This window comes from Azospira sp. MPR-E4, assembly GCF_058809645.1.
Map to the genome: position 1 here is coordinate 1 of NZ_JBXAST010000039.1, position 20,187 is coordinate 20,187.

General features: G+C 67.9%; 16 protein-coding genes. 4 read left to right on the top strand and 12 right to left on the bottom strand.

What is annotated here, in order from left to right; translation table 11 throughout:
- From AC1RTA_RS11800 to ppx, 9 genes are all read right to left on the bottom strand, one after another.
- On the bottom strand, window positions 1–381 hold a 381-nt coding region (locus AC1RTA_RS11800), incomplete at its 3' end, for an EamA family transporter (protein WP_492784801.1).
- Window positions 382–434: 53 nt separating this feature from the next.
- Window positions 435–3,440: a PAS domain S-box protein gene (locus AC1RTA_RS11805; RefSeq protein WP_492784802.1), complete on the bottom strand. Its 3,006-nt coding sequence runs from the start codon at window positions 3,438–3,440 to the stop codon at window positions 435–437.
- Window positions 3,441–3,603: 163 nt separating this feature from the next.
- Window positions 3,604–4,392, bottom strand: coding sequence for an enoyl-CoA hydratase (locus tag AC1RTA_RS11810; protein WP_014237827.1), 789 nt, complete (start codon window positions 4,390–4,392; stop codon window positions 3,604–3,606).
- Window positions 4,393–4,463: 71 nt separating this feature from the next.
- On the bottom strand, window positions 4,464–6,122 hold the full coding sequence (locus tag AC1RTA_RS11815; RefSeq protein WP_130458617.1) for an acyl-CoA synthetase: 1,659 nt from the start codon (window positions 6,120–6,122) through the stop codon (window positions 4,464–4,466).
- Window positions 6,123–6,181: 59 nt separating this feature from the next.
- Entirely contained in the window at window positions 6,182–6,787 is a 606-nt protein-coding gene (locus tag AC1RTA_RS11820; protein ID WP_130458618.1) for an ABC-type transport auxiliary lipoprotein family protein, read from the bottom strand.
- Entirely contained in the window at window positions 6,784–7,707 is a 924-nt protein-coding gene (locus AC1RTA_RS11825) for an MlaD family protein (protein ID WP_014237830.1), read from the bottom strand. The genes AC1RTA_RS11820 and AC1RTA_RS11825 overlap by 4 nt, the downstream gene beginning before the upstream one ends.
- 19 nt (window positions 7,708–7,726) lie before the next feature.
- Window positions 7,727–8,500 (bottom strand): ABC transporter ATP-binding protein, encoded by a 774-nt coding sequence (locus AC1RTA_RS11830; protein WP_492784803.1) that lies wholly within the window; start codon window positions 8,498–8,500, stop codon window positions 7,727–7,729.
- The gene (locus tag AC1RTA_RS11835; RefSeq protein ID WP_492784804.1) at window positions 8,497–9,612 is read right to left on the bottom strand and encodes an MlaE family ABC transporter permease; all 1,116 of its coding nucleotides are present in this window, start codon (window positions 9,610–9,612) and stop codon (window positions 8,497–8,499) included. The genes AC1RTA_RS11830 and AC1RTA_RS11835 overlap by 4 nt, the downstream gene beginning before the upstream one ends.
- A 4-nt stretch (window positions 9,613–9,616) precedes the next feature.
- Window positions 9,617–11,152, bottom strand: a complete 1,536-nt coding sequence (gene ppx / locus AC1RTA_RS11840) for an exopolyphosphatase (RefSeq protein WP_152089081.1) — start codon at window positions 11,150–11,152, stop codon at window positions 9,617–9,619.
- 231 nt (window positions 11,153–11,383) lie between these two features.
- On the opposite strand from ppx, the gene ppk1 reads away from it, so the two are divergent.
- Both ppk1 and AC1RTA_RS11850 read left to right on the top strand, forming a co-directional pair.
- Window positions 11,384–13,492, top strand: coding sequence for a polyphosphate kinase 1 (gene ppk1 / locus AC1RTA_RS11845; RefSeq protein WP_152089080.1), 2,109 nt, complete (start codon window positions 11,384–11,386; stop codon window positions 13,490–13,492).
- A gap of 233 nt (window positions 13,493–13,725) precedes the next feature.
- Window positions 13,726–14,292: an NADPH-dependent FMN reductase gene (locus tag AC1RTA_RS11850; protein WP_492784805.1), complete on the top strand. Its 567-nt coding sequence runs from the start codon at window positions 13,726–13,728 to the stop codon at window positions 14,290–14,292.
- A gap of 89 nt (window positions 14,293–14,381) precedes the next feature.
- Here AC1RTA_RS11850 and AC1RTA_RS11855 read toward each other — a convergent pair whose 3' ends face one another.
- Window positions 14,382–16,604 (bottom strand): RelA/SpoT family protein, encoded by a 2,223-nt coding sequence (locus tag AC1RTA_RS11855; RefSeq protein WP_130458625.1) that lies wholly within the window; start codon window positions 16,602–16,604, stop codon window positions 14,382–14,384.
- A 184-nt stretch (window positions 16,605–16,788) separates the two neighbouring features.
- Between AC1RTA_RS11855 and AC1RTA_RS11860 the strand changes: the two genes are divergently transcribed.
- Together AC1RTA_RS11860 and AC1RTA_RS11865 are read left to right on the top strand one after the other, a co-directional pair.
- Window positions 16,789–17,715, top strand: coding sequence for a DMT family transporter (locus AC1RTA_RS11860; protein WP_492784806.1), 927 nt, complete (start codon window positions 16,789–16,791; stop codon window positions 17,713–17,715).
- On the top strand, window positions 17,715–18,515 hold the full coding sequence (locus AC1RTA_RS11865; protein WP_492784807.1) for a M90 family metallopeptidase: 801 nt from the start codon (window positions 17,715–17,717) through the stop codon (window positions 18,513–18,515). The genes AC1RTA_RS11860 and AC1RTA_RS11865 overlap by 1 nt, the downstream gene beginning before the upstream one ends.
- Here AC1RTA_RS11865 and AC1RTA_RS11870 read toward each other — a convergent pair.
- Window positions 18,485–19,258, bottom strand: coding sequence for an alpha/beta fold hydrolase (locus AC1RTA_RS11870; protein ID WP_130458627.1), 774 nt, complete (start codon window positions 19,256–19,258; stop codon window positions 18,485–18,487). The two genes, AC1RTA_RS11865 and AC1RTA_RS11870, sit on opposite strands and share 31 nt — an antisense overlap.
- A gap of 1 nt (window position 19,259) precedes the next feature.
- The gene (locus AC1RTA_RS11875) at window positions 19,260–20,165 is read right to left on the bottom strand and encodes an alpha/beta fold hydrolase (RefSeq protein WP_014237840.1); all 906 of its coding nucleotides are present in this window, start codon (window positions 20,163–20,165) and stop codon (window positions 19,260–19,262) included.
- Window positions 20,166–20,187: the final 22 nt, after the last annotated feature.

Genomic DNA, 20,187 nt, shown 5'->3' on the forward strand with positions numbered 1-20,187 from the left:
GATCACCACCCCGCCCCCCACCGCCACCAGGGCGGCCACCAGGGCCCAGGGATTGAAGCGCCGGGCCAGGGCGTCGTCGAGCATGGTGACGTAGATGGGGGTGAGCACGGTGAACAGCAGTACCTCGGGCACCGTCAGCACGGTGAAGCTGCGGTAGAGGCAGAGGTAGGTGACACCGAACTGCAGGGCCCCGGCCAGCCACAGCCCGGCCACCAGGCGCCCGGGCAGGCCGCGCCAGCGGGTGAAGGGAATGAACACCAGGGCGGCGATGGCCACCCGCACCAGCACGGCGAAATCGCTGTCCACCCGCCCCGCCAGGTATTCGCCGATGAGGCTGAAGGAAAAGGCCCAGAGCAGGTTGACGGTGATCAGGTAAGGCATGGGAGAAAACGACGGCCCGGGGCCATCCGGCTAATGGAGGCGGGAGTATGCCATCACCGGGGCGCGCTGGCAGCCTCGGTCCCCTCCTCCGGCCTGGGCTTGGCCTCGATGGGCAGCCAGACGGTGAAGGTGCTGCCCCGGCCCGGCTCGCTCTCCACCTCCAGGCGGCCCTGATGCTTCTGCACGATGCTGTAGGCCAGGGAGAGGCCCAGGCCGGTGCCCTTGCCCACGGGCTTGGTGGTGAAAAAGGGCTCGAACAGGCGGTGCAGGTACTCCGGGGCGATGCCGCAGCCGCTGTCGCTCACGGCCACGAACACCTCGTCGCCGCGGCGGCCGGTGCGCAGCCAGATGTCGCCCTTCTTGGGAATGGCCTGGGCCGCATTGACCAGCAGGTTCATGAAGACCTGGTTGATCTGGGACGGCTCGCACCACACCAGGGGCAGTTCGCCGTATTCCTTGTGCACGGCGCACTTGTACTTGAGCTCGTTCCAGACGATGTTGAGGGTGGAATCCAGGCCCTGGTGCAGGTCGGCCCACTGGCTCTCGGCCTCGCCGGCCCGGGAGAAGTCCTTCAGATCCCGGGCGATCTTGGCCACCCGCTCCAGCCCGTCCCGGGACTCGGCCAGAAGCTGGGCGATGTCGCTGCGGAGGAAATCGAAGTCCTTCTCCAGCTTCAGCTGGCGGGCGCTTTCCAGCTGCCGGCAATCGCGGCAGGGACCGCTGTCCGCCGCCTCATAGGCGGCGATGATGGCGAAGATCTCCCGCAGGTAGTGGTCCAGGGTGCCCAGGTTGGAATAGACGAAGCCGATGGGGTTGTTCATCTCGTGGGCCACCCCGGCCGCCAGCTGGCCGATGGAGGCCATTTTCTCCGACTGCAGCAGCTGGCTCTGGGCCTCGGCCAGCCGCTGGTTGAGGGCCTTGGCCTCGGCCAGGGCCTGCTGCAGTTCCTGCTCCGCCCGCTTGCGCCCGTCGATGTCGCGCACCACGGCCAGTACCCGCTGGCCGCCGGAGAGACGGAATATCTGCAGGTTCACCAGGACCCAGAACTGCCGCCCCGAACTGCCCCGGGCCATCCACTCGAAGGACTGGGGCCCCTCCTCCTGCACCCGCCGCATGTAGTCCCGGGCCGCCTGGGGCGGGAAAGCAGGGTCGTCGGCGGTAATGCCCTGCACATCCAGGGACAGCAGCTCCTCCCGGCTGTAGCCGTACATGCGGCAGGCGCCGCCATTGACGTCCAGGATGCTGCCGCTGGCGGCGTCGTGCACGAAAATGGCATCGCCGATGGTGTCGTAGATGGTGCGGAACTTGTCCTCGCTCTCGGCCAGGGCCGCCTCGGTGGCCCGGCGCTCGGTGATGTCCTCCTTCACCGCCAGGTAATGGGTGATGCTGCCGTCGGGCTGGCGGATGGGGTTGATGCTGGCGTCTTCCAGGTATTCGCTGCCATCCTTGCGCCGGTTGAACAGCTCGCCGCGCCAGCCCTCACCCCGGGACAGGCAGCGCCACATCTCCTCGTAGCTGGAGCGTGGCGTGCGCCCGGACTGCAGGATGCGCGGATTCTGCCCCAGCACCTCCTCCCGGCTGTAGCCGGCGGTGCGCACGAAGGCCTCGTTCACGTATTCGATTTCTGCCGCCAGGTTGGTGATGACGATGCTCACCGGGCTCTGCTCCGCCGACAGCAGGAACTTGTGCAGCTCGGCCTCGGCCCGCTTGCGTTCTGTGATGTCCCGGGAAATGCCCTGGATGTGGGTGACCCGTCCCTGGGCATCGGTGATCAGGGTCATCACCGCCTCGGTCTGGATCAGGGAACCGTCCTTCCTCGGCTGCACCAGTTCGTAGTGGCGTGAGGCGGCAGCCTCCTGGCCCGTATCCACGGCGGCGATCCAGCGCCCCAGCTCCCCGTCCAGGTGCTGGTGGCACTCCGGCGTCAGCAGGTCCGCCATGGTCTGCTGCAGGGCCTCGTCCACGGTGATGCCGCGCATGGCCTGCACCGAGGGGCTGACATAGGCGAAGCGGCGGGAAGCCAGTTCGTACAGCCACACCACGTCGCTGCCGCTCTCTGCCAGCAGGCGGAAACGGGCTTCCTGCTCCCGGGCCTGCAGGGCGGCGCTGAAGACCCGCCCCAGCAGCAGCACGGCCATCAGCACGACGCCCGCCGCCGTCAGCCAGGCGAAGTTGCGCCGGGCCTCGCGATAGATTTCGCTGTCGTCCATTTTCGCCACCAGCAGCCAGTCGGTCTGGCCCACCGGCAGCACCACGCCCAGCACCGCCAGGCCCCGGTAATCCCGCCCCGCCAGCACCTCGCCGACGCCATGCAGGGCCATGCCCGAGATCAGCCCCGGCGTGTCCAGGGGCAGGCGCAGCTTGAGGGGAGCCCCGGCCTGCCGCCCCAGGGGAGAAAGAAACAGCACCTCGTCCCCGTCCCGGCGCACCAGCAGGCTTTCCCCGGTGGCGCTGGGGACGGGCCACTGGCTGACCATGGGATAGAGCACCCTGGCCGGGTCGATCTCGAACAGGGCGTAGCCGATGAGGCGCCCCGTCTCCCCCTCGGCGAAGAGGGGCACCAGCAGGTCGAGGACCACCTCGCCCTCGCGTCCGGCCTTGCGATGGAAGTCCACCAGGCGCGGCCTGCGGCTCTCCAACAGGGCCTGCACCGCTTCCTGGTGCAGGGTGTCGTCCCGCAGATGATCGTCCGCCGGGTCGGCCAGATAGCTGCGGCCGGCCAGGTCATGCAGGCCGATGGCGGAGATTTCGGGAATGGTCTGCTGCAGGTAGCGGAAACGCTGACGCAGCCCGGCCGCGGCCCGGGCGTCGCCCGGTTGCTGCAGGAGGCGGGCGAAATGCTGGGACATGACGCTGCCCGGCGGCTGGCTGAGAAAGATCAGGCGATCCTCGATCCAGCGCTGGATTTCCTGGGACTTGAGGGCCGCCACCGCCTGCAGCTGCTGTTCCGCCGTCTCCCGGGCGGCGCCGAACAGCACCTGGTGGCTGCGGTAGAGCCCGCCCGCCAGGAGCAGGACGAAGCCGATGATGGCCACCAGCCAGTGCCTTGCGGTCGGCACGAAGGCCGTCTCAACCCTATCACCTGCGGACATGGCGTTCACTCTCTCCCCGGCCTGTGCGGCGCCAGGCCCCGGCCGGCGGATCTCCGGCCATGGGGCATCCTACCGCGGCAGGGCCGGGAAAGTCCCGGCTGCAGGACATTTCCGGCCCTGTCGGGCCCGTTCAGGCGGCCTGCCAGACTGGCTTGCGCTTTTCGATGAAAGCGTCGATGCCCTCGGCGGCATCGCCGGCCATCATGTTGCAGGCCATGACCTCGCCGGCATACTGGTAGGCGGCTTCGATGCCCATTTCCAGCTGCTTGTAGAACATCTGCTTGCCCGTGGCCACGGCCACCGGGCTCTTGGCCAGGATGGACTGCACCAGGTGCTCCACCGCCTCGTCCAGATCGCCCAGGGCCACCACCCGGTTCACCAGGCCCCGGCGCTGGGCTTCCCCGGCATCGATGAACTCGCCGGTGAGCAGCATTTCCAGGGCTTCCTTGCGCCCCATGTTGCGCGCCAGGCCGACGGCGGGGGTGGAGCAGAAGAGGCCCACGTTGATGCCGGAAACGGCGAACTTGGCCACGTCGGCGGCCACCGCCAGGTCGCACATGGACACCAGCTGGCAGCCGGCAGCGGTGGCGATGCCGTGGATGCGGGCAATGACCGGCTGGGGCATTTCCTGGATGGTCAGCATGACCTTGGCGCACAGCTTGAACAGGGCCTGCATGAAGGCCTTGTCGTGGTTGCTGCGCATTTCCTTGAGGTCGTGGCCGGCACAGAAGGCCTTGCCGGCGCCCTGCAGCACCACGACGCGGACCGTCTTGTCGGCGGCGATGCTCTGCAGTTCGGCCAGCAGGGTTTCCAGCATGGCGTTGGAGAGGGAATTGAACTGGGCCGGACGGTTCAGCACCAGGGTGGTACGGCCGTCGGGGCGGTCTTCGCGCAGCAGGATGGGTTCCTGGTTTGTCATTTTTTGTCTCCTACAGAAAAAAGCCGGAGGCTGTGCTGTCTGCCCCCGGCTTGGTTATGGATGCGGCTGGATTACTCGATGGCGGCGGTGGACTTGGCCATTTCCCGCAGCACGTACTTCTGGATCTTGCCCGTGGAAGTCTTGGGCAGGGGTCCGAAGATGACCTTCTTCGGCACCTTGAAGCGAGCCATGTGCTCGCGGCAGAACTCGATGATTTCCACCTCGGTGATGCTGACGCCGTCCTTCAGTTCGATGAAGGCGGCCGGCACCTCGCCCCACTTGGGATCGGGAGTGGCCACCACGGCCGCGGCCATCACCGCCGGGTGGCGGTAGAGGGTGTCTTCCACCTCGATGGAGGAGATGTTCTCGCCGCCGGAGATGATCACGTCCTTGGAACGGTCCTTGATCTTGACGTAGCCGTCAGCCTGCATCACCGCCAGGTCGCCGGTATGGTAGTAGCCGCCGGCAAAGGACTCTTCCGTGGCCTTGGGGTTCTTCAGGTAGCCCTTCATCACCAGGTTGCCGCGGAACATGATCTCGCCCATGGTCTCGTTGTCCCAGGGCACCGCCTCCATGGTGGCCGGATCGAGCACGGTGATGGCTTCCTGGGCGTGGTAGCGCACGCCCTGGCGGCCATTCAGGTTCACCTGCTCGCCCACCGGCAGGTCGAACCACTCGGGCTGCTGGGCGCAGACGGAAGCGGGACCGTAGGTCTCGGTCAGGCCATAGACGTGGGTGATCTTGAAGCCGATCTTGGCCATGCCTTCGATGACGGCGGCGGGGGGCGGTGCGGCGGCGATGAGCCCGGACACGCCGTGGTTGATGCCTTCACGCCATTCGGCCGGCGCATTGGCCAGCATGGAATGGACGATGGGGGCGCCGCAGTAGTGGGTCACCTTGTTTTCCCGGATGGACTGCAGGATCAGCTTGGGATCGACCCGGCGCAGACAGACATTGGTGCCGGCATTGGCCGCCATGGTCCAGGGGAAGCACCAGCCGTTGCAGTGGAACATGGGCAGGGTCCACAGGTACACCGAATGGGGCGGCATGCCCCAGGAGACGATGTTGGACATGGCGTTGAGGTAGGCGCCCCGGTGGTGATAGACCACGCCCTTGGGGTTGCCGGTGGTGCCGGAGGTGTAGTTGAGGGAGATGGCGTCCCATTCGTCCTGGGGGCCCTTCCACTCGTAGTCCGGGGTGCCTTCGGCCAGCAGGGCCTCGTAGTCCTTCTCGCCCAGCAGGTCGCCGGGGCCGGTGTATTCGCTGTCGTTCACATCGATGACGACGATGCTGCGGCCCAGTTTTTCCAGGGCCGGCCCGACGATGTGGGAATACTCCTTGTCGGTGATGAGGATCTTGGCCTCACCGTGATTCAGCATGAAGGCCACGGCTTCGGGATCAAGACGGGTGTTGAGGGTGTTGAGCACGGCGCCGGTGACGGGCACGCCGAAGTGGCATTCGTACATTTCCGGCGTGTTGTTGAGCATCACGGCGACGGTGTCGCCTTCCTTGATGCCCCGGGCTTCCAGGGCGGAGGCCAGGCGCCTGGCCCGGTTGAAGGTTTCCAGCCAGGTATAGCGGCGCTGGCCGTGGATCACGGACACCCGGTCCGGGTAGATGTAGGCTGAACGGGCAATGAAGGTTAGCGGCGACAGCGGCACATAGTTGGCCGCATTCTTTTCCAGACCCTGCTTGTAGATGTTGCTGCTGTTGTCGTTATGACCTGCCATGAATATCCCTCTTATGTGTTTGCGTTGGTATTTTTCATGAACTCCCTGCCCCCGGACTGCTAACGGCAGGGAGCCAGTCTGGCCTCCCGCTCCAGGTCGGCCAGCCGACGTCCGATTTCCTGGCCGAAGGCATCGGCAGCCAGGCTCAGCGCAACCACCCCACCCCGCGCATCGGGGCTAGGAGCGGGCTTCTCCACGCTGAACGGACGCTCGAATATGAGTTTGCGCTGTTTGTCGAACAATGTCATGCGGCCCTGCAACACGCCGCGGCTCTGGGTCGGGCTGTCGAAGACCTGGGTGAATTCATCCACCTCCAGGCGCAGGGCGCAACCGCCGTTGCCGCCGCCCAGCTGCTGACGCAGGCGCAGGTTGAGCAACTGCCCCGCCGGCGCCGCCCAGCGGCTCTGGCTGTAGGCCATGAGGCGGCTGGCGTCGTCGTAGGCCAGACGGTAATTCACTGCCGGCGTATCGAGCCAGGGGACCAGGCGCAGCTCCAGGCTGACGGGCCTGGCCACGGCGCTGGCGGCGCCATCGACGCCGGCCTCGGCCGGGCGCGGCCCGAAATCGTAGGTGGCGGCCGGCGGGGCGCCGCGGCCGCCGGCGCAGGCGGCCAGGGTCAGCAGCAGGGAACAGGCGGCGAGGCGCCCGGTGGTGGCGAAGGTCATGGATTTCTCCCGGGATGGGGCAGGAAGCCGGGCTCCCCGGGGCCGGGCACGGGGGCCGGGGCGCCGAAGATGAGGCTTTGGGGGTCCCGTTCCACCTGGTTCAGGACCCGGTTGAGCTGGCGCGTGCTGGCGGCGATGTCGCCGGCCAGGTCGCCCCAGCGCGGCGACAGCAGCCCGGCGCCGGATTCGCCGCCGCCGGACTGTTCCAGCCGCTCCGACAGGCGGCGCAGGCCGGCCACCAGTTCCTTGGCTTCCCTGGCGGTACCGGCGCTGCCTTCGAGGGCGCTGCTGAGGTGTTTCAGGTTGTCGTCGGCCAGGGCCTTGCGCAGCTGCACCAGGGTCGGCCCCAGCTCCTGGGCGGCGGGCTTCAAGCCGGCGGAGATGCTTTCCAGGTTGGCCAGGGTGTTGCCGACCCGGCGCTGGTTCTCCTCCCCCACCAGCTGGTTGGCGGAAGTCAGCAGTTCCCGCGCCTGGCGCAGGGTCTCGGCGCCGGCATCGGAAAGCTCCTGGATCAGGGAAGGCTGCATGGGAATGCGCGGCAGGCCGTCGCCGGCCGCCAGGGGACGGTCGTCGTCGCCCCGCTCCTCCAGCTGCACCTGGGCCAGGCCGGTGACGCCCTGGTAGTTGAGCAGGGCCACGGTGCTGCGGGTCACCGGCACCTCGTCGAGGATGCTGATGCGGATGAGGATGTCGTCGGGCTGGTTCTTGTCCAGGCGGATATCCTCCACCCGGCCGACGCGGATGCCCCGGTAGCGCACCTGGGCCTGCAGGTTGAGGCCGGTGACGTTGCCCTGGGTCACCACCAGGTAGTCCCGGGTGACGTCGTGCTTGCCGCCGAACCACCACACGGAGAACAGGACGGCCGCTGCCAGGAGCAGGGTGAACAGTCCGGCAACGAGGGCATGGGCGCGGTTTTCCATAAACGACTCCTGCTGACGCCTAGAGGGGCGCGGGGGCGGCCGGGCCTTGGGCCGCGGCGGCGCCGCCGAAAAAACTCGAAATGAAGGGATGCTCCACCCGGCGCACCTCCTCCGGCGTGCCGAAGGCGACGATGCGCTGGTCGGCCAGCACGGCGATATGGGTGGACAGGCCGGTCAGGGTGGCCAGGTCGTGGGTCACCATGATCACGGTGAAGCCCAGCTCGGCCTGCAGTTCCCGGATCAGGCGCACGAAGCCTTCGCTGCGGTCCGGGTCCAGGCCGGCGGTGGGCTCGTCCAGGATCAGCAGTTCCGGCTCCAGGGCCAGGGCCCGGGCCAGGGCCACCCGCTTGACCATGCCGCCGGAAAGTTCCGCCGGCTTGAGCAGGCCGTGGCGCGGGTCCAGTTCCACCATGGCCAGCTTCAGGTGCACCAGGTCCCGGATCAGGCTCTCGTCCTCCAGGCCGAATTCCCGCAACGGGAAAGCCACGTTGTCGAAAACGGAGAGGGCCGAATACAGGGCGCCCTGCTGGAACAGCATGCCGAAGCGCTGGCGCAGGGCCCGGTCCACGCCCGGGTCCCCCGAATAGAGGGGGCAGTCGAAGAGATGGACCCGCCCCTTCCACGGCCGCAGCAGCCCCACCACCTCCCGCAGCAGGGTGGTCTTGCCGCTGCCGGAGCCGCCCACCAGACCCACCATCTGGCCCTGCTCCACCACCAGGTCCAGCTCCCGATGGATCACCGTGTCGCCGTAGCGGCTCCACAGGCCATGGACTTCGATGACCGGCCGGCTCATTTGGGCAGCCCGATCTCGCGGGTGGCGATGGCGAACAGGGCATCCACCAGGATGACGATGGTGATGGCGGTGACCACGGCGGCGGTGGTGCGGGCCGAAAGGCTCTCGGTGTTGGGTTTGACGTGGAGGCCGAAGTGGCAGGCCACCAGGGATATGAGCAGGCCGAAGACCCAGCCCTTGGCCAGGCCGATCCACAGGTTGGCCAGGGGCACGGCCTTGGGCAGCTGGTCGAGGAAAAAGCCGTAGGACAGCCCCAGCTGCAGGTTGGCCGAGACCATGCCGCCCAGGATGCCGGCGGCGGAGGTCCACAGCACCAGCAGGGGCAAGGCGGTGGTGAGGGCGGCGATTTTCGGCAGCACCAGGCGCTGGGTGCGGGAGATGCCCATGGTGGCCAGGGCGTCGATTTCCTCGGTGACCCGCATGACGCCGATCTGGGCCGTCATGGCCGAGCCGGAACGGCCGGCCACCAGCACCGCCACCAGCACCGGCCCCAGTTCCCGGATGATGCTGATGCCCAGGATGTTCACGATGAAGATGTCGGCGCCGAACATTTTCAGTTGCAGGGCCGACAGGTAGCTCATCACCACGCCGATGAGAAAGCCCACCAGGGCCGTCACCGGCAGGGCCTTGGCGCCGCTCTTGTAGAGGGTGGCCGAGTACTCGACCCAGGGCAGTTCCCGGGGATGGCGCAGCAGGTAGGCCAGGTCCAGCACCAGCTGGCCCAGCAGGGCCACCAGGCCGAGCAGGTTGTGGCTGAACTTGAGGACGAAGACGCCGAGGGCTTCCACCGCTTCGAAGGGGCGGGCCGGCGGCAGGGCCGCAGCCGCCGGCGGCAGGGCCGCCACCCGTTCCAGGGCGCGCCGGTGATCGGCTGCCAGGGTCACGCCGGGCGGCCACTGGCGGCCCCAGGCGCGCCACAGGAGGAGCGCCCCCAGGCTGTCGAGACGCCCCAGGGCAGTCAGGTCCCAGCCGGCACCGGCGGCGGCCAGGGCGGCCAGGCGATCTTCCAGCTCGGCCAGGGAACGGGGCAGGGAGGCCAGGGTCCAGTCCCCGCTGATGCGGGCGATGGGGCCCGCGTCGCCCTGTACCGTTTCCAGGCCGCCCGCGTTCATGGCTTCAGGCCGCCTGCCTGCCGCCACCCTTGGCGGCGTTGAGGCGCTTCAGGCGGAATTCCAGGCCGGCCCGCTGCCAGGCCTGGATTTCTTCGGCGAAGGCTGCCGCCGTCAGGGGATTGGCAGCCAGCCAGTCCGCCGGCAGTTCCAGGGTGGCGCCCTTGTCGCCCATGGCGATGCTGTAGGGCGGCCGCCCCTGGTCGCTGCGGGAGCGGTGGAAGAGTACGGCCAGGCGCAGGGAGAGGATCAGCAGCCAGTTCACGTCGCCCTTGGGCAGCACCGCCACCTTGTCCAGCTTGCCCCGGTGCCCCAGCACCAGCATGGCCAGGCGAGCCTGGTCCTTCTTGGAGAAGCCGGGCATGTCGGCGAAGGTGAGGATGTAGGCGCCGTGCTTGTGGTAGCCGTTGTGGGCGATGGAAATGCCGATCTCGTGCAGCTTGGCGGCCCAGCGCAGGAAATGCTCCGCATTGTCCCGGTCCGTGCTGTCGCCGCCGCAGCCGCCCGCATCCAGGTGGCTGAAGATTTCCCCGGCGGTCTGCTCCACCCGCTGGGCCTGCCACAGATCCACCTGGTAGCGGCGCATGAAGCTGGCCACGGTGGCGTCGCGCATGTCGTGGTGGTGGAAACGGCCCAGCAGGTCGTAGAGCACCCCCAGGCGCAGGGCGCCGTCGCCGTAGGTCATGTGCTCCAGCTGCAGGGTCTCGAAGATGGCGCCCATGATGGCGATGCCGCCGGAAAGCACCGGCGTGCGGTCGTTGCGCAGGCCTTCCAGGGGCATGGCCTCGGCGGAGCCGGCCTTGAGCAGGATGGCGCGCAGCTTCTGCAGGCCCTCCCGGGTGATGCCGGCGACGCCGCCCGGATTGAGGTTGTTCAGCTCCAGCACGTCGGCGATGGCCCGGGCCGTGCCGGAGGAGCCGACTGCCTCGTTCCAGCCCAGGCGCTGGTAGTCGTGGGCGATGGTCTGGATTTCCTTGCCCGCCGCCACTTCGGCTTCCCGCAGGCGCTTCTTGTCCACCTTGCCGTCGGGGAAGAAGCGCACCGTGTAGCTGACGCAGCCCATGTACAGGGATTCCAGCAGCAGGGGCTCGGCGCCGCGGCCGATGATGAATTCGGTGGAGCCGCCGCCGATGTCGAAGACCAGGCGTTTGTGCTCCGCCGGCGGCAGGGAATGGGCGGCGCCGATGTAGATCAGGCGCGCCTCTTCGCGGCCGGCAATGATTTCGATGGGGAAGCCCAGGGCCTCCTCCAGCCGGGGCAGCAGTTCGGGGGCGTTCTTCGCCACCCGCAGGGTGTTGGTGGCCACCACCCGCACGGCGTCGGGGGCGAAACCCCGCAGGCGCTCGCCGAACAGGCGCAGGGCGGCGATGGCCCGTTCCTGGGCGGCTTCGTTGAGGTATTTGTCGGGGGACAGGCCGGAAGCGAGCCGGACCGGCTCCTTGAGGGAATCCAGGGGATAGATCTGGTCGTCCACCACCCGCCCGACCTGCAGGCGGAAGCTGTTGGAGCCCAGATCGACGGCGGCAATCAATTCATAGCGCATGCAGCGGACAGCCTTTTCAGTGGCTCTTGTTCTGTCGGAGAGCCGTCATTCTAGCACCCGCAATGTGGGCGTCTCGTGACAGCGACCCGGAGCGCCCCGCACGGCACCAACCGTGGGAAAGGGCGCATACTGGTCGTTTGCGGTCATATTCCCTTAACATTAACGTAACAAAATGGCGTTTGTCCGTAATCCGGCAATCACGCCACTCCCCTGCCCCGCGCCACCGCCGCCATGAACCTGAACCGATCCCACATCTACCGCCGCTTCCCCCCGGAAAATTTCATCAACCGGGAACTGGGCCTGCTGGCCTTCAACCGCCGCGTCTTCGCCCAGGCCCAGGACGTCTCCATGCCGCTGCTGGAGCGCCTGCGCTACCTGTGCATCGTCTCCTCCAACCTGGACGAGTTCTTCGAGATCCGGGTCGCCGGCCTCAAGGAGCAGCTCAAGCTCGGCTCCAACACCCGCACCACCGACGGCAAGACGCCCCAGGAGGTGTACCGCCAGGTGTCCGCCGAAGCCCACCGCCTGATGCACGAGCAATACGAGCTGCTCAACGCCGACGTGCTGCCGGCCCTGGAAAAGGAAGGCATCCAGTTCCTGCGCCGCACCCGCTGGACCGACGCCCAGCGCGAATGGGTGCGGGACTACTTCTTCCGCGAAGTGATGCCGGTGCTGACCCCCATCGGCCTGGACCCTTCCCACCCCTTCCCCCGGGTGCTCAACAAGAGCCTCAACTTCGCCGTGGAACTGGAGGGGCGCGACGCCTTCGGCCGCAACTCCGGCGCCGCCATCGTCCAGGCGCCCCGGGTGCTGCCCCGGGTCATCCGCCTGCCCCAGGAACTGAGCGAGGGCGAATACAGCTTCGTCTTCCTCTCCTCCATCCTCCATGCCTTCGTCGGCGAGCTGTTCGCCGGCATGAACGTGCTCGGCTGCTACCAGTTCCGCGTCACCCGCAATTCCGACCTCTTCGTCGATGAGGAAGAGGTGAAGAACCTGCGCACCAAGATCCAGGGCGAACTGCCGCAACGCCACTTCGGTGACGCGGTGCGCCTGGAGGTGGCGGACAACTGCTCGCCCACCATGAGCGAATTCCTCCTCGGCCAGTTCAACCTCTCGGAAAGCGACCTGTACCGGGTCAACGGCCCGGTGAACCTGGTGCGCCTGATGCAGATTCCCGACCAGGTGGACCGGCCCGACCTGAAGTTCGCCCCCTTCCCCCCGGGCATGCCCAAGACCCTGGAAAAGCGCACCAGCATCTTCGCCAGCATCCGCAAGAACGACATCCTGCTGCACCACCCCTACCAGAGCTTCACCCCGGTGATCGACCTGCTCAACCAGGCAGCCACGGACCCGGCGGTGGTGGCCATCAAGATGACCGTGTACCGCACCGGCACCGACTCGGTGCTGATGGAGTCCCTCATCCGGGCCGCCGAGAACGGCAAGGAAGTGACCGCCGTGGTGGAACTGATGGCCCGCTTCGACGAGGAGGCCAACATCAACTGGGCCACCAAGCTGGAAGAGGTGGGGGCCCACGTGGTGTACGGCGTGGTCGGCCACAAGACCCACGCCAAGATGATCATGATCGTGCGCCGGGAGGAGGATAAGTCGGGCCAGAGCCGCCTGCGCCGCTACGTGCACCTGGGCACCGGCAACTACCATCCGCGCACCGCCCGCCTGTACACCGACTTCGGCCTGCTCACCGCCGACGAGGAAATGGGTGCCGACGTGAACGAGGTCTTCAAGCAGCTCACCGGCCTGGGCCGGGCCCAGGCCCTGCACCACCTGTGGCAGGCGCCCTTCACCCTGCACTCCAACATCATCGCCGCCATCCGCCAGGAGACGGAGAACGCCAAGGCCGGCCTGCCCGCCGCCATCATCGCCAAGATGAACTCCCTGCTGGAGCCGGAAACCATCATGGCCCTCTACGAAGCCTCCCAGGCCGGGGTCAAGATCGACCTCGTGGTGCGCGGCGTCTGCGCCCTGCGCCCCGGGGTGCCGGGGCTGTCGGAGAACATCCGGGTGCGCTCCATCATCGGCCGCTTCCTGGAGCACCACCGCATCTTCTACTTCCACGCCGGCGGCGCCGAGAACGTCTATCTCTCCTCCGCCGACTGGATGGAGCGCAACTTCTTCCGCCGCATCGAGCTGTGCTTCCCGGTGCTGGACCCGAAGCTGAAAAAGAGGGTCATCAGCGAAGGCCTGCGTCCCTATCTGGTGGACAACCAGCAGGCCTGGGAGATGGACGGTTCCAGCGGCACCTACACGCGCAAGAAGAACGCCCGGGCCAAGCCCCGCTGCGCCCAGAGCGAACTGCTGCACGGGCTCTCCAGCGGGGTCTGAGCCGCCGCACCCACCCCTGCCAGGAAGCAGAACGGACGCCACTTTCCAGCCACTGCCGGCCGGGAACGGCGTCCGTTCTGCTTCCAGGGCAGCGTCCTGGAGCGACGCCGCGCCATCTTTTTCCCGTTCCGGACTTGCGCTGCCGCGCCGGGGGAACGAAGCTGTGACTTTCCTTGCCTCACCTTCAGCAAACGCCCCATCCACCGTTGCACCGAATTCAAGGAGAAGAGCAAATGAGCACCGCCACTCCGCTGCGCCTCGTCACCCTGGTCGGCAGCCTGCGCCAGGCTTCCTATAACCGCATGGTCGCCAACACCCTGCCGGAACTGGCCCCGGCCGGCGTCGGCATCAGCACCCTGCCCTCCCTGCACGACATTCCCCTCTACGACGGCGACGTCGAGGCCAAGGGCATTCCCCCGGCCGTGACCGCCCTGGCCGAAGCCATCCGGGCCGCCGACGGCCTCATCATCGTCACCCCCGAATACAACTACTCCGTGCCCGGGGTGCTGAAGAACGCCATCGACTGGCTCTCCCGGGTGCCCAACCAGCCCTTCGCCGGCAAGCCCGTGCTGCTGCAGTCCGCCTCCATGGGCCCCTTCGGCGGCGCCCGGGCCCAGTACCACCTGCGCCAGGTGCTGATCTATCTCAACCCGCGGGTCTTCAACGTGCCCGAGGTGATGGTGGGCGGCGTGCAGAACAAGGTGGATGCCGCCGCCGGCAAGCTCAACGACGCCAGTACCCGGGACCACATCGCCGGCCAGCTGGCCAGATTCGCCGACTTCATCCGCGCCGGCGCCTGAGCGGGCAGTCGGCGGCGCCAACGAAAACGCCCTCCGAGGAGGGCGTTTTTTCTTGCCGCCAGGACGAGCGGCCGGGGGATTGGCGGACGTCAGCCGCGCCGCGCCCCCACCACGCCCTGCACCTCGTGGATCAGCTTCAGGGTGCGGGTCAGCTGGGGCAGGTTGAGGATTTCCACGGTGAAGCCCATGTGGGCCTGCCCCTGCTTGGAGAGGGTCTGCACGCCGATGACGTTGATCTTCTCCCGGGCGAAGACGTCGGAGATGTCCCGCAGCAGGCCCTGGCGGTCGTGGGCGTCCACCGTGATGTCCACCGGGAAGATGCCGTGGGGGTGGCCGCCCCACTCGGTCTCGATCACCCGCTCCGGGTGCAGGGCCTGGAGGTTGGCGAAGTCCGGGCAGTCGGCCCGGTGGATGGAGACGCCCTTGCCCCGGGTGACGAAGCCCTGGATCGGGTCCGGCGGTGCCGGCTTGCAGCAGCGGGCCAGCTGGGTCAATAGCTTGTCCACGCCGACGATGAGAATGCCCCGGTCGCCGGCGCCCTCCCCTTCGGCCGGTTTGGGCCGGCGCACCGGCATGGGCTCGGCACCCCGCTCGTCCACCGGCGGCTCGGTGCCGCGCACGGCGGCCTGAAACAGGCGCAGATTGAGTTCGTTGCGGGCGGCGGCGATGTAGAGGTCGTCCGCCTTGGCATAGCCCAGCTTGCCCGCCAGTTCTTCCAGGTTGGTGCCGCCGCCGCCGACCCGCTGGATTTCCTTGGCCACGATGCCCCGGCCTTCGGCCAGGGATTCTTCCAGGGCCAGGTTGGAGAACCAGGCCCGGGCCTTGGTCCGTGCCGTCTTGGTGGCGATGTAGCCGAGGGAGGGATTGAGCCAGTCCCGGGAGGGGCCGCCCTGCTTGGCGGCGACGATCTCCACCCGCTGGCCGGTCTTCAGGGCCGTATCCAGGGGCACCAGGGCCCCGTCTACCTTGGCGCCGCGGCAGCGGTGGCCCAGGTCGGTGTGCAGGCGGTAGGCGAAGTCCACCGGGGTGGCGCCCTGCGGCAGGTCCACCACCTTGCCCTGGGGCGTCATGACGTAGATGGTCTCATCCAGGGCGGCCTGCTTGTAGTGGTTCACCCAGTCGGAGGAGTCGGAGACTTCGTCCTTCCAGGTCAGCAGCTGGCGCAGCCAGGCGATCTTGTCGTCGTAGTTGTCCTCGGAGCTGTGCTTGGTGCCTTCCTTGTAGCGCCAGTGGGCGGCCACGCCCAACTCGGCGTGGCGGTGCATTTCCCAGGTGCGGATCTGCACTTCCAGGCTGCGCCCGTCGGGGCAGCGCACGGCGGTGTGCAGGGAACGGTAGTTGTTGCCCTTGGGATTGGAGATGTAGTCGTCGAATTCCTTGGGGATCGGCGTCCAGATGTTGTGCACGATGCCCAGCACCGTGTAGCAGTCCTTGACCTCGTCCACGATGACACGCAAGGCCCGGATGTCGTACACCTCGGAGAAATCCACGCCCTTCTTGCGCATCTTGTTCCAGATGGAATAGATGTGCTTGGGCCGGCCGTAGATCTCGGCCTTGTGGATGCCCACCGCCGCCAGCTCGGACTTGACCCGGTCCACCGCGTCGATGATGAACTGCTCCCGCTCCAGACGCTTCTCGTCGAGCATCTTGGCGATTTTCTTGTAGGTATCCGGGTGGATGAAGCGGAAGGAGAGGTCCTCCAGCTCCCACTTCAGCTCCCACACCCCCAGGCGGTTGGCCAGGGGCGAATACAGTTCCAGGGTTTCCCGGGCCACGTGCACCCGCAGGTCGTCCGGCTCGGCGGCGTAGTAGCGCAGGGTCTGGGTACGGGAGGCGAGGCGCAGCAGCACCACCCGGATGTCTTCCACCATGGCCAGGAACATCTTGCGCAGGACTTCCACCTGGGCCTTCATTTCCTGGGGATTCTGGGTGGTGTCGGCGACGAAGCCGCGGGAGATGGGGCGCAGCCGGTTGAGGCGGGAGATGCCGCCCACCAGGTGGGCGACGCCGCCGCCGAAGCGTTCGTTGAGGGTTTCCAGGCCCTTCTCGTCGTAGGTGGCCACGGCGAAGAGCAGGGCCGCAGCGCGGGAGTCCGCGTCCAGCTTCAGGCCGGCGATGATGAGGGCCATCCCCAGGGCGTGGGAGAGGATGCCCTCGCCGCTGCCCAGGGTGTTGTCGCCATAGGCGTCACGGGCGAAGAGGGCCGCCTCCCGGATAAAGGCCGTCTCGTTTTCGGAGAGGCCATCGGTGAGGGTCAGGAGGGACTGTTCGAAGTCGCTCTGGGCGGCGACGGAATGGACGACGGAAACCATGGCGCGGATTATACGCCCCTGGCGACAAATACGCCGGGACCCGCGCCGGGCCGCCTCCCGGGGCCGGCAGTGCCGCCAAGGCAGGTCCGCCGCGGCCCCGGGCACTGGCCCGCCGTTGGGGCATAATCCACGCTCCAGCCAACGACAAAGGCCGCGCCCCCAGGTAGCGGCCGGACAGAGAGACATGAACCCCAACACGCCCTTTTACCGGCATCCCTACCTGCTGCTGACCCTGACCGCCCTCTTCTGGTCCGGCAACATGGTCCTGGGCCGCGGCATCCGCGCCGACGTGCCGCCCATCGCCCTGGCTTTCTGGCGCTGGGTCATCGCCCTGGCCCTGATCGCGCCCCTGGCCCTGCCCCACCTGAAGGAACAGTGGCCCCTGCTGAAAAAGGGCTGGAAGCCGGTGCTGCTGCTGGGCATCCTCGGCGTCGGCTGCTACAACACCTTCGCCTACGTGGCCCTGCAGTACACCGCCGCCACCAATGCGGTGCTGCTCAACTCCTTCATTCCCATCGTCACCATCGCCCTCTCCTGGCTGTTCCTGGGCAAGCGCCTCAAACCCATCGAAGCGGTGGGCGTGGCCATTTCCTTCCTCGGCGCCACCACCATCATCGCCCGGGGCGACCTGGCGGTGCTGCTGGGCCTTTCCCTCAACCTGGGGGACGTGTGGATGCTGGGGGCGGTGCTGACCTGGGCCATTTACACCGTGGGCCTGCAGTGGCGCCCGGCCGGGGTGCATCCCATGCTCATGCTGGGTGCCCTGACCCTGGTGGGGGTGCTGGCCCTGGCGCCCATCTACGCCCACGAGCTGGGGGCCTTCGGCGGCCCGGCCCGGCACATCAACCTGCACTGGGGCTCCCTGGCCGGCATCGCCTACGTCGGCGTCCTGCCCAGTTTCGTCGGCTACATCTTCTACAACCGGGGCGTGGCCGAGGTGGGGGCCAACAAGGCCAGCCTCTTCATCCACCTCATGCCGGTCTTCGGCACCCTGCTCTCCGCCCTCTTCCTGGGCGAGCTGCCCCACCTCTACCACTTCGTCGGCATCGGTCTCATTTTCAGCGGCATCTACCTGACCATGGCCCGCCTGCCCCGTCTCAAGGGCGCCTGATGGGCTGGCTCGACCGACTGCTGGGACGCCGCCGGCCCCGCCCCATTCCGCAGCCCCTGTGGCAGCAGACCGTGGCCCGCCTGCCCTTCCTGCAATGGCTTCCGGCGGCGGACCTGGCGCGCCTGCAGAGCCTCAGCGAAGCCTTCCTGGCGGCCAAGCAGTTTTCCGGCGCCGCCGGCCTGGAGGTGGACGACGCCATGGGCGTGCACATCGCCGCCCAGGGCTGCCTGCCCATCCTCAACCTGGGCCTGGAGTGGTACGACGACTGGGTCGAGATCATCGTCTATCCGGACGAGTTCGTGGTGCCCCGCCAGGAGATGGACCCGGACGGGGTGGTGCACGAATACGACGAGGTGGCGGCGGGCCAGGCCTGGGACGGCGGCCCCCTGATCCTCTCCTGGCAGGACAGCCAGATGGCGGGGGACGGCTACAACGTGGTGATCCACGAATTCGCCCACAAGCTGGACATGATCAACGGCGCCCCGGACGGCCTGCCGCCCCTGCATCCGGGCATGGACCGAGAAGCCTGGGTGGCCGCCCTGGACGGGGCCTACGATGATTTCCTGGCCCGGGTGGAGCGGGCCGAAGCCAGGGGCGAGGAGGCCCTCGAGCAGTTGCCCATCGACCCCTACGGCGCCGAGCATCCGGGGGAGTTCTTCGCCGTGGTTTCGGAGAGCTTCTTCGAACAGCCCCAGGTAGTCGCCGCCGAGTATCCGGCCCTCTACGCCCAGCTGGCCCTGTTCTACCGCCAGGATCCCCTGGCCCAGGCTCAGGCCGCCGGTTCCAGCCGCTCCAGGTAGCGCACCAGGGCCTCCAGCACCGCCTCCGGCTGGTCCCGGTGGGGCGAGTGGCGGCAGTCCGCCAGTTCCAGCAGTTCCACCTCCGCCGGCACCTGCTCGGCGATGACCTCGATCTGGCGCAGGGTGGCGTATTCGTCGTCCTTGCCCTGGATGGCCAGCACCGGCACCCGGATGCCCGACAGGTAGGACTCGATGTTCCAGTCGCGGAACTGGGGCGAGAGCCAGGTATCGTGCCAGTCGTGGAAGACCCGGAAGGCATCCCGGTGGTAGCGCCCCAGGCGGGAGGGCCAGTCGGTCTGGCGCCACGCTTCGCCGGCCTGGCGGATGCCGGCCAGGGCCTCCTCCTCCACCCAGGCGTGGGGCGCCAGCACCACCAGGCCGGAGACGGCCTCGGGATAGGTGCCGGCGTGGATCAGGGCGATGGAGCCGCCGTCGGAATGGCCCACCAGCACGGGCCGTTCGATGTCCAGGGCGGCCAGGGTGGCGGGCAGCATCTCCAGAGCCTCGTCGTGCATGTAGCGGGGCGTGCGCGGTGACGGCGCCGGGTCCGAATCGCCGTAGCCCTGGCGGGAAAAGACCAGGGTGCGGCAGCCCGTGGCCTGGGCCACCTTGTGCGGGAAGTCGCGCCAGAAGCCGACGCAGCCCAGGCCCTCGTGCAGGAACACCAGGGTCGGGCGATAGATCTGGTGGGCGCTGATCAGCTCGTATTCCAGCTCGCGCCCGAGCACATTCACTTTGGCCACATCAGGCTCCCAGCAGGAATTCCCGGACCACCGCCACCTGGGCCGGGTCCTGGAACATGGGGGCGTGGCCGACGCCGGGGATTTCCCGGGTCCACGCCTGGGGACCGCGCCGGGCCATCTCGGCCAGGGCCTCCCGGGGCAGCAGGTCCGACTCGGCGCCGCGGATGACCAGGGTCGGACAGCGGATGGCGTCGTAGTAGGGCCACAGGATGACATCCTGGTGCATGACGAAGCCGAGCTGGAAGGCCTCGGCGATGGCCGGGTCGTAACGCATCTCCCACTGGCCGTCGTCGGCCTGGCGCACGCTAGTCTCGGTCAGGTGGCGCCATTGGGCATCCGTCAGCGAGCCGAAGGGGGCCGAGACCTGGCGGATGAACTGCTCCGCCGCCTCCAGGCTGGGGAAGCGGGGCGCCTTGCCCACGTATTCGCCGATGCGGCGCAGGGATTCGTTGGTGATCACCGGCCCCACGTCGTTGAGGATGAGACGGGTGATGGGGCTGCGCTCCATGGCGGCGATGCACATGCCGATGAGGCCGCCCATGGAGGTGCCGAGCCAGTGCACTTCGGCCACGTCGAGGCGGGCGATGAGGCTCACCATGTCCGCCACGTACTGGGGAAAACCGTAGCCGGACGCCTTTTTCAGCCAGTCGCTGCGGCCCCGGCCGACCACGTCCGGGCACACCACCCGGTAGTGCCGGCTCAGCTGGCGGGCAAGGAAATCGAAATCGCGACCGTTGCGGGTGAGGCCGTGCACGCACACCAGGACCCGGGGATTGGCGGGATCGCCCCACTGGGTATAGGCCATGCGATGCAGGCCGGAGCCGTCCAGGGCGGCGCAGAGCACCCGCTTCTCGACCATGGCCGGCGCGGGGGAAAACAGGCGGCGCAGACTGTTGCAGATATTCATGGGCCTCGTCTCCTGGCAGAGG

Coding starts and splice junctions, on each gene's coding strand:
- AC1RTA_RS11810 (WP_014237827.1), bottom strand. CDS start 4,392: ATGACAAACCAGGAACCCATCCTGCTGCGCGAAGACCGCCCCGACGGC.
- AC1RTA_RS11815 (WP_130458617.1), bottom strand. CDS start 6,122: ATGGCAGGTCATAACGACAACAGCAGCAACATCTACAAGCAGGGTCTG.
- AC1RTA_RS11820 (WP_130458618.1), bottom strand. CDS start 6,787: ATGACCTTCGCCACCACCGGGCGCCTCGCCGCCTGTTCCCTGCTGCTG.
- AC1RTA_RS11825 (WP_014237830.1), bottom strand. CDS start 7,707: ATGGAAAACCGCGCCCATGCCCTCGTTGCCGGACTGTTCACCCTGCTC.
- AC1RTA_RS11830 (WP_492784803.1), bottom strand. CDS start 8,500: ATGAGCCGGCCGGTCATCGAAGTCCATGGCCTGTGGAGCCGCTACGGC.
- AC1RTA_RS11835 (WP_492784804.1), bottom strand. CDS start 9,612: ATGAACGCGGGCGGCCTGGAAACGGTACAGGGCGACGCGGGCCCCATC.
- ppx (WP_152089081.1), bottom strand. CDS start 11,152: ATGCGCTATGAATTGATTGCCGCCGTCGATCTGGGCTCCAACAGCTTC.
- ppk1 (WP_152089080.1), top strand. CDS start 11,384: ATGAACCTGAACCGATCCCACATCTACCGCCGCTTCCCCCCGGAAAAT.
- AC1RTA_RS11850 (WP_492784805.1), top strand. CDS start 13,726: ATGAGCACCGCCACTCCGCTGCGCCTCGTCACCCTGGTCGGCAGCCTG.
- AC1RTA_RS11855 (WP_130458625.1), bottom strand. CDS start 16,604: ATGGTTTCCGTCGTCCATTCCGTCGCCGCCCAGAGCGACTTCGAACAG.
- AC1RTA_RS11860 (WP_492784806.1), top strand. CDS start 16,789: ATGAACCCCAACACGCCCTTTTACCGGCATCCCTACCTGCTGCTGACC.
- AC1RTA_RS11865 (WP_492784807.1), top strand. CDS start 17,715: ATGGGCTGGCTCGACCGACTGCTGGGACGCCGCCGGCCCCGCCCCATT.
- AC1RTA_RS11875 (WP_014237840.1), bottom strand. CDS start 20,165: ATGAATATCTGCAACAGTCTGCGCCGCCTGTTTTCCCCCGCGCCGGCC.